We start from the raw sequence: 7,845 nt of genomic DNA on the forward strand, positions 1-7,845 counted from the left end.
ATCGGTCTCGTTTGGCTGAAGCCATGGCAAAAATCGATCCTAGGACCGTCGCCAGTCTTTTAAGGGAATACGCGCAACGGGCGTCTATGCGCGGCGACAATCCCTATCGCACAAAGGCATACTTGCGCGCGGCAGACAGTCTGATGGCGCTGTCGCAGCCGCTTGATCGGATCATCGCCGCCGGCGCCCTCACCAAGATCCCGGGGATCGGTGACGCGATCGCAGACATCGTGACCAAGCTTTACCAAACCGGCACGCACCCAAGCCTTGAGAAGCTGCGCGAGGATGTTCCAGCGGGCGTGATGGAGCTGTTTGCCATACCCGGGCTTCGTCCCGATAAGATACTGAAGCTTCATCAGGCGCTCGGCGTGAACTCGCTGGCGGAGCTCGAGGCCGCGGCAAGAGAAGACCGCATCCGCCCAGTCAAAGGCCTCGGCGCGGCGCTTCAGACAAAGCTGCTGCAGAACCTGGCCATCGTGCGAAGCGGCGAAACGCAACTTCACCTGCACAAGGCCGCCGCTCTTCTCCACCATGCGGTCATATCGGTAAAGCAACAGCATCCAGAGTTTTCGCGCGTGGAAATTGCAGGTGACTTCCGACGCGGTTGCGAGCTCGTTTCCGACTTCGCCCTGGTAGCGCAGGCCAGAAAGTCGACTGGAATCGAGGATATGGCCCTCAGGCTTGTTGTCACGGACAGGAAGCACTTTGGCGCGAGCCTGCTCGAGGCAACCGGTTCGGCAGACCACCTTGAGCAACTGAAGACGTTCGCGGCCGACAAGGGATTCACCCTAAACGCCGACGGGCTTCATCGCGGGAGAAAGCTGATCGCGTCAGCGACAGAAGAAGAAATCTACCAAGCTCTAGACTTGCAGTTTATCGAGCCTGAATTGCGCGAAGGCAGGGACGAGATTGAGCGAGCGGCAAAGCAGAAGCTACCCGCCCTCATTCGGGATGAAGATCTGCATGGCATCCTGCATTCTCACACGACCGCATCCGATGGCACCGAAACGCTTGAGGCAATGGCTGAAGCCACGCGTAGGCGCGGTTTCGAATACTATAGTGTCGCCGATCATTCGCAGTCCGCTCACTACGCAGGCGGCCTTTCGTTGCAGGAGATTGCTGAACAGCACCGCGAAGCTGACCGGCTGAACAAGGCATACAATGGAAAATTTCGCATACTGAAGGGCATCGAGGCGGACATCCTGGCGGATGGCTCGCTCGATTACCCGAATCATATCTTGGAGCAGTTCGATTTCGTTGTCGCGAGCGTGCACAGCCGCTTCAAGTTGCCCAAGAAGGAACAGACGGAGCGTATCATTGAGGCGATCGGAAATCCTCGGACGACAATCATCGGGCACATGACCGGTCGCCAGCTGTTGCGCCGACCCGGTTATGATCTCGACGTCGACAAAGTCCTCAAAGCGTGTGCGAAACACGGCGTCGCTGTCGAAATCAACGCACATCCGTGGCGACTCGACCTCGACTGGCGCTGGCATCAAAAGGCACTCGATCAGGGCTGCATATTCAGCATCAATCCAGACGCTCATTCGATCCGCGAGCTCGATCACATGCATTGGGGTGTCGAGATGGCGCGTAAGGGCAGTGTCCCTGCGAAACGGGTCCTGAACGCGATGCGTTTGACGGCCCTCCTTGCGCATCTCGCACGGCGCAGGCAAACGTCCTAAACTGCTTGTGCGCCCGGCCTATCAGCGCAGGAGTCCGTCATTCTCAAAATCTTCCCAGCCGCGCAAACTGGAGTGCGAGTTCTCATCGGGGCCATAGCCAACTGAAGCTGCAGTTCCGCGACCGCTTCTTCGAGCACGTTTCATAGCGGCCTTCCCCGCGGCTCGCCGCCTATTCTCTGCAGCTGTCGCTGCGTCCTGTTCGCGCCAGACCGTAACCAGGTCGCGGTCAAGCACATCCTCTACGTGCTGCGGGTCGAACACGTGAAAGGTGATGTTCCTTGCCCGCCCGCGGAGTTTCACCGTTTTCGTCCCGGCGCTCTGCAAGCGACCATCTTTCAGCCAGCGGTGCCGTTCGGCCGTCGAGATCGTCAGAATGTCCTCGATTTCACGGGGGATTACGGGCAGGTCTTCGATATTCTGCAGTGCTTTGGCTACGATCCCGAATACCACCTGCACATCATTCTCGGCGCCCTCAGATAGGCGCAGGGTAAGCACGCGGGACTCGATATGGAGCAGTTTCCTGAACTCCGTTGGAAGGCGGGCGCGTATTTCGAGAAAAATACCCCTCGCTCTGACGGACGATCCAAACGTTGCAGCTGGGGTTAAAGGCCACTCTCCAATCAGCTTCGCTGTTGCATTGATTTTTCGGCGCGTGGACATGCCCCTTTATATAGGTCACCGATTGTCGGCAGCGATGAGCCGATCGCAAAGCCAACAGAGTTCTAATCCGCCAGCGGTCTGAACCACGATGCCCAAAGGCGCAACCACGATTGTTAGCGGGGCCGCTGATTGTCGTCGCCTCGCGCTTACCGACATTGTGCTTCACCCGTTCCGGGCTTCCCTGTTAAGCGCAGTAACTTTGAAACAAATCCTGCCGGCAGGCGTTCCAGCATGGCGGGCGGCGTTGCCGGAGGACCCAATGCCCGACGAATACAATGACATCGTCATCCCCCAAGACCACGATGCATCGCCACTTCGGGAGGAGGAGTATTTCGTCCTCTGCCCGGCGTGCGGCCAGGCGTTCGACATCAGGTGTATGGCAGACGCGCTTCATCACAACGAGCTAGGCCACGAGCCATACGACCTCGACTCGTAGTCGGCAGTGATCGACGACCGTCGATGAGTGTTTGGAGATGTCCCTTCACGGCCTCTATGCGAGCCGGGTCGAGACCAACACCGAGGGTAAGCTCTCGCTCATCTGGCCGGTCGCGTTGCCGACCGATCGGCCTAGAACGAACCCCTGTCGCGAGGGCGGACCTTCGCCGGCACGCTATGTCTTGACAGATACCTTGCGGGCTTCAGCAACGACTTGATGCCGTTGCGGTCGTTGTCGATGCGGTCGCGGCCGTCACCGACCGGGTTGTTAAGCCAGGGGAGGGCGCTTACTCCACCGCAACCATGTCGCCCAGTTCCGTCGCGACGCTCCGAAGCAGACCTATTGCCGGCATCGGGGCCTGGGACGGACATGTGATCGCCATAATGGGTACGAGCCGGAGCCCATCGCGATTGAAACTGCTGACCGGCGATCAGGCGCTCGCTGCAGAGAAAGGATACGATCGATCGCGCTGCCCGCGCTGCCTTCACCCGAAATGTGCAGGGCGTCTCCTTCCACAGCGCACACGTGCGACACGTTCTGGACGGGCGCGCCGCCTTTTGCCGAGAGCGACGATCGCGAATCCGAACGCCGGACGGCAGGTGAGGCGCGGTTGCGATAGGCCAGATCTGACTTGCTTCACCCAGTAATCCGAAGCCGCCAAGGACGCACTACGCTGGACGCGTGCCCTAGCCGTCGAACTCCCGCTTATCCGTTCGTCCGCCCCGTATCCGGCTGGACAGCGCCGCACCCTTGGGCTGTTCAAAGTGCGCTTGCATCTTCCGTACGCGGACAAGCGCGGCACCGTTGTATCGCCGTAGTGTCAACCCGCTGAAGTCCGGCGGTGCTTTCTCAGCCGAGTGATCGCCGACGTGTCGACCGTGATCACCCCGCCGCAGTCAATCCGCACAGTGAGTTTGTTTGCTCCGCGATCGATGCGGGTGACGTCCCCAACAAGAACCACTCGGTCGCCGGCCCGGACTTTGGGTGGCGGATCAATCGTATAAGGATGGTCATACGAAGGAATGCTCACCCTGGCGCGCCCGCTGGGGAGAATCGTGATGACGGTACCTGCCAGCGCAACCTCATCGCCGACCTCAAATTCGCGAGGCATGTTAACGTGCAGCATGGTCTTCCTCCCGATGCTTTCCTATTTGATGCTTTGCTAATGCCCGGCCAACCAGGTTGGTTGCTTGCAATCGGCTTCGTACGGTTCTGCACAATTCCAAGCTGGGGTATGCACTCCCAGTTGGCCTCGGATCGGCATTGTGTGCGTCGAATTCTGCAGAAATGGCTTTACATTCAGCGATGACCTTGGCGCGCCCAGCCACGTGTTAGCGGAGCGGCGGACTTCCTCTCGGTCCGGCGATGGCCACAAACGAGGAGCGTGGAGCGGACATCGATATTTCGCCTTCAGGTACGTCGTTCGGGTAAATTCGAAGAACGCCGACGCCGGAAGCAGGTATCGAGCGTGCTTTAATGCGACGGCAACGCCTACAAGCAATTTTCGCTGTGTTTCTCTTTGGCGGCAACGATCGATGGGCACCCTCGATCGTTGCCGTCCGCCGCCGTCGATCACCGCTTGGCGCTGTCGCTGTCCGCTTCGGCCCGCGCAAGGAACTGCTCGGTCGTGGAGGGAAGATGGGTTTTCAGCCAATCTGCCATCGCGACTTCCTCTCGCAGATTCTCTTCGCAAGCCCGAAGAACCTCGGTTTCGCCGAGCGATCGAGCAGCGGCAATCAGGATCGTGTAGGAGGCTATTTCCATGTGCTCGAACGTGTAGCTCGCGAGCGATGCTTTCATCACCTCGTCTCCGGCGAAGACACCACTCAGCGATTGCGCCATCGCCGTCAGCTTGCCGCCAGCGTCCTTCATCGTGGATGAACCCTCATCCATCTGGTCGAGACAAATTTTCAGGCGAGCAGCCTGCTGCTTGGTCTCGTCGAGGTGCTGTCGGATTCGGTCGCTCAGCTCGGGATAGTTCTCGATGCGACCCAACTGCCCGTTCAACATCGTTTCGGCCTGCTCTTCCATGGCATGAGCATCTCTAAGCCATTGGACAAACCATTCGCGGCTTTCTGACATTTCGAATCTCCTTTGCGATGTAAGGAAAAACTTTCAGAAGAAGACATAGTTCCGGAATAGAGTCCGTCGAACAGCCTTGATCGTCCCAGAGGATCAGCGTTGTGGCGGGTCTCAATTCACCTCGCGAAAATCCTGCAGCGATGCGTGGAAGGCAAAGATCGCGGAAGACCGGCGCAAGGAGAATGGCCCGTGGACGCCGAGACGAGCCGATCAACGTGCTAGCCGCTGCGCCGCTCCATTACAAAGTCCAACTGGCGCTGGCCCGCTTTCCCGGTATCCGACGCGGGACATATTGAAGCTGCCCCGCATACCGCGACCGCTGCCTGTCGTTCCGGGCAAATGAGAACGGCAGCAGATGAAGCTCGCAGCGCTCGGCGAGTTGAATTGACTGCTCGAGGCGCTGCTCGAGGCGCTGATCGCGGCCGCTGGAACTCCGCATTGAGCCTCGTGCCTCACCGCACCAGCACAGTCATAGGGAACGCGACGGCCTCTCCGCTCGTTGATTGCGATTCGAATCGAGCCGCCGTCATGCCCTCCACATCGATACGCAAAACGGAATACGATCCCGACAGAAGAATCCTCTCGGTCTGGTTCCTGGCCAGCGGCAAACGGTACGAGTTTGAGGACGTGCCGCCGGAAACCTTTGCCGCGTTCCGGGCCGCGTTCGCCAAGGGCCGATATTTCAACGACCATATCCGCAACAATTTCCGCTACCATCTGGTTGCGAGCGATAGCGACTCGGCATGACCTGACCTGCCGGTGGCTCAATCGTCCTGTCGCTCCAACCGGCGGTTGGTGGACGCCTTGCCGCTGTTGCCCTAGGTTCGCTTTCGGTCCGCGCGCACCTCGCAAAGCCCACCCCCGAAGTCCCTGCCTGGTGCAAAGGCGCTTGATCGGTCCCGCCGCCCTGGCAGTGCGGCGGGAGTTTTTTTTGCGGTCCGGGTGGAACACCGGCGCGCGGAGAAGGTTCGGTGCACGCAGTACATCCTCCGTACGATATTGCTGCAAGATCGGCTGACTCCGATGCGGCCCGCGTCTCCTCAATCCAGAGACGCGGGCTCTTGGCCAATGTCCGTGGATCAGCGCGCCCTCAGGTCTGTTCACGCTAGAGGCGATCACGTAGCTTCGGTCCTTTGTCAGCGCTTTACAAATCAGTGGAACCAAGCTGTCGCGCGCTCGCTTGTGGAGTGCGCCGGCTGGCCGCCGTGCAGGGAAGTCATCAAGGCTCATCCAATCGACCGGATCTGAATCGGCCTCTAGCTGACTGAACTCGATGTCCAGATGCATACAAATGCAGTTCGTCACGCACGAAGACGACTCTCCACGATCCTCTAATGTCGTTGGTAATTCTGTAGGCGAGGACGGTCATGGCGATCACTCCCCACCTCGAGCGTGCCTGTCTCAAAGGGAAATTACATCGCAAGAAGTTGGTATTGACGTCACCCTTTTTCTCCGAATCCAAGGTCGCTGGCGCGCTGAAGGGTCTCAACGTCGGTCTGCCGCCGGAGCTCAGCTAGCTGGACTATTGCTCGACCGGAAGCGGCTCGTGCTGCGGCTCAGCGTGGTGGAACACCTGTCCAAGATCGCGCGCGTCGAACGTTTGGCCGCAGACTGGGCACAAAGTGCTTCGACTCGTCCTCTACCGGCCCGTCTTGCGGCCTGCCCTCATAGCCTGTCGCGATGTTGTCGGTTATAATCCGGGGCATCGACAAGTGCCTTTCGTCGTTTTGGCGGCCGATATTTCTCCATTAGCCGGACCTTGTCACGGTCGACCGTGACCAGCGGCCCGAGGTCGATCGTCACGGTGTCCTCGTCGATGCGGGTGACCTCGCCTTTCAGGTCGATTGGCTGGCGTTCAATGGCATACTAGCGTCACACCTAGGACCTTTCAGGAGACTGAACGTGCCAGCCGTTGCAGGAGGAGCAGGCGCGGGATCGGAAACGTTTTGTCAGCAGACAATAGGGTCACGTTGCAAAGCATCTCTCCGAACACTGCGCCGGTGCTATGGTGTGCCCGCACTCATCAGACGGCAAGGATATGAGGCATGCTCGCAGTCACCCGCCGTACACTTCTTGCGTTCACCGCCGTTGCGTCTGTCGTTGAACCGACGTTTGCTGAAGGCGAAGGTATCTCGCGCGAACTGCAGGCGCTGATCGCAAGCCATGAAACCGCCTATGCCGCGCTCCACAGGGTTGTTCATCGAGCGGGCAGCAACTGGCACGACCGCAAGATGGCAGACGGAATTGAAGAGCAAGCCTTGCTGGCCATCTGTTCCTATCCTGCGACCAGCCGAGGCGACCGCCGGGTCAAGGCCGAGTACCTGTTGACTGTTGAGGCACGAGGCGAACTCGACTTGAAAGAGCACATGCAGGCCATCCTGCGCTCAACGATACGGGGCTGATCGATCGCAGTACCCGCGGGGGAACCAGACCGCGCGTTGCCGGAGCGCGACGCGGCCTCGGAGTAATTTGACGACGCAGACATTCTGTTTGGGTTACCGCGCAGAAAAGGAACCCCGAAGATGCTTCAATTCCCCGCGAAGGCCGCCTCATCGGCTGGTAGCGAGCCCCCTTAGTTGACTGCGGTATGCGCCGCGTCAATGGAATCAGGCATTGCTGAACTGCCTAGACATCACAACGCCAGGCTGGACACGGGAATTATTCAAATTGGTGGAAATTCCCGGAAGCGGCTCATTTTCGACAATCGCCAACACCTCATCGGCTGACCGCGCCAATCGGAGTCGCTCCCGAACATGAGCTACTCGAAGCAGCCGCCATCTTTGCGAAAGGGCAGGGAGGAAGGCGGAAGTAGCAGAGCGCGGCCAGAGTACAGTCTAGAGCGGCGGACTTTCATGTGAGTCCATACCCTGCGGCTGCGAAGTAATTTCTGCATTCTATTGGAGAGAAGAGATTGCAGATATCGCCAATGGCCTGCCACAGGGCGTCGATGGTTCTGATGGCCTTTGCGCGCAGGTGCGCCTT

The 7,845-nt window shown here is 59.2% G+C and carries 8 protein-coding genes and 1 pseudogene; 5 read left to right on the plus strand and 4 right to left on the minus strand.

All coding sequences use genetic code 11. The features are described 5' to 3' along the window. Positions 1 to 23 precede the first annotated feature (23 nt). On the plus strand, positions 24 to 1,685 hold the full coding sequence (locus NKI67_RS24050; RefSeq protein WP_352647242.1) for a DNA polymerase/3'-5' exonuclease PolX: 1,662 nt from the start codon (positions 24 to 26) through the stop codon (positions 1,683 to 1,685). A gap of 21 nt (positions 1,686 to 1,706) precedes the next feature. Here NKI67_RS24050 and NKI67_RS24055 read toward each other — a convergent pair whose 3' ends face one another. Beyond that, positions 1,707 to 2,345, minus strand: coding sequence for a hypothetical protein (locus NKI67_RS24055; protein ID WP_352647222.1), 639 nt, complete (start codon positions 2,343 to 2,345; stop codon positions 1,707 to 1,709). Between the two features lie 259 nt (positions 2,346 to 2,604). Here NKI67_RS24055 and NKI67_RS24060 point away from each other — a divergent pair, with 259 nt between their 5' ends. Further along, the gene (locus tag NKI67_RS24060) at positions 2,605 to 2,781 is read left to right on the plus strand and encodes a hypothetical protein (protein ID WP_352647223.1); all 177 of its coding nucleotides are present in this window, start codon (positions 2,605 to 2,607) and stop codon (positions 2,779 to 2,781) included. An 820-nt stretch (positions 2,782 to 3,601) separates the two neighbouring features. On the opposite strand, the gene NKI67_RS24065 is transcribed toward NKI67_RS24060, so the two are convergent. Both NKI67_RS24065 and NKI67_RS24070 read right to left on the minus strand, forming a co-directional pair. Next, positions 3,602 to 3,907: a hypothetical protein gene (locus NKI67_RS24065; protein WP_352647225.1), complete on the minus strand. Its 306-nt coding sequence runs from the start codon at positions 3,905 to 3,907 to the stop codon at positions 3,602 to 3,604. Positions 3,908 to 4,353: 446 nt separating this feature from the next. Beyond that, the gene (locus NKI67_RS24070; RefSeq protein WP_352647227.1) at positions 4,354 to 4,863 is read right to left on the minus strand and encodes a ferritin-like domain-containing protein; all 510 of its coding nucleotides are present in this window, start codon (positions 4,861 to 4,863) and stop codon (positions 4,354 to 4,356) included. Positions 4,864 to 5,310: 447 nt separating this feature from the next. On the opposite strand from NKI67_RS24070, the gene NKI67_RS24075 reads away from it, so the two are divergent. From NKI67_RS24075 to NKI67_RS24085, 3 genes are all read left to right on the plus strand, one after another. Beyond that, positions 5,311 to 5,610, plus strand: a complete 300-nt coding sequence (locus tag NKI67_RS24075) for a KTSC domain-containing protein (RefSeq protein ID WP_352647244.1) — start codon at positions 5,311 to 5,313, stop codon at positions 5,608 to 5,610. A gap of 620 nt (positions 5,611 to 6,230) precedes the next feature. Next, the gene (locus NKI67_RS24080) at positions 6,231 to 6,380 is read left to right on the plus strand and encodes a hypothetical protein (RefSeq protein ID WP_352647229.1); all 150 of its coding nucleotides are present in this window, start codon (positions 6,231 to 6,233) and stop codon (positions 6,378 to 6,380) included. Positions 6,381 to 6,908: 528 nt separating this feature from the next. After that, positions 6,909 to 7,265 carry a hypothetical protein gene (locus tag NKI67_RS24085; RefSeq protein WP_352647231.1) on the plus strand — a complete coding sequence of 119 codons (357 nt, stop codon included), beginning with the start codon at positions 6,909 to 6,911 and terminating at the stop codon, positions 7,263 to 7,265. A 448-nt stretch (positions 7,266 to 7,713) separates the two neighbouring features. Here NKI67_RS24085 and NKI67_RS24090 read toward each other — a convergent pair. After that, positions 7,714 to 7,845, minus strand: a pseudogene (locus NKI67_RS24090) (IS630 family transposase); the annotation flags it as partial.

The sequence above is a fragment of the Mesorhizobium sp. M0408 genome, assembly GCF_040321495.1.
GTDB lineage: Bacteria > Pseudomonadota > Alphaproteobacteria > Rhizobiales > Rhizobiaceae > Mesorhizobium.

Coding starts and splice junctions, on each gene's coding strand:
- NKI67_RS24050 (WP_352647242.1), top strand. CDS start 24: ATGGCAAAAATCGATCCTAGGACCGTCGCCAGTCTTTTAAGGGAATAC.
- NKI67_RS24055 (WP_352647222.1), bottom strand. CDS start 2,345: ATGTCCACGCGCCGAAAAATCAATGCAACAGCGAAGCTGATTGGAGAG.
- NKI67_RS24060 (WP_352647223.1), top strand. CDS start 2,605: ATGCCCGACGAATACAATGACATCGTCATCCCCCAAGACCACGATGCA.
- NKI67_RS24065 (WP_352647225.1), bottom strand. CDS start 3,907: ATGCTGCACGTTAACATGCCTCGCGAATTTGAGGTCGGCGATGAGGTT.
- NKI67_RS24070 (WP_352647227.1), bottom strand. CDS start 4,863: ATGTCAGAAAGCCGCGAATGGTTTGTCCAATGGCTTAGAGATGCTCAT.
- NKI67_RS24080 (WP_352647229.1), top strand. CDS start 6,231: ATGGCGATCACTCCCCACCTCGAGCGTGCCTGTCTCAAAGGGAAATTA.
- NKI67_RS24085 (WP_352647231.1), top strand. CDS start 6,909: ATGCTCGCAGTCACCCGCCGTACACTTCTTGCGTTCACCGCCGTTGCG.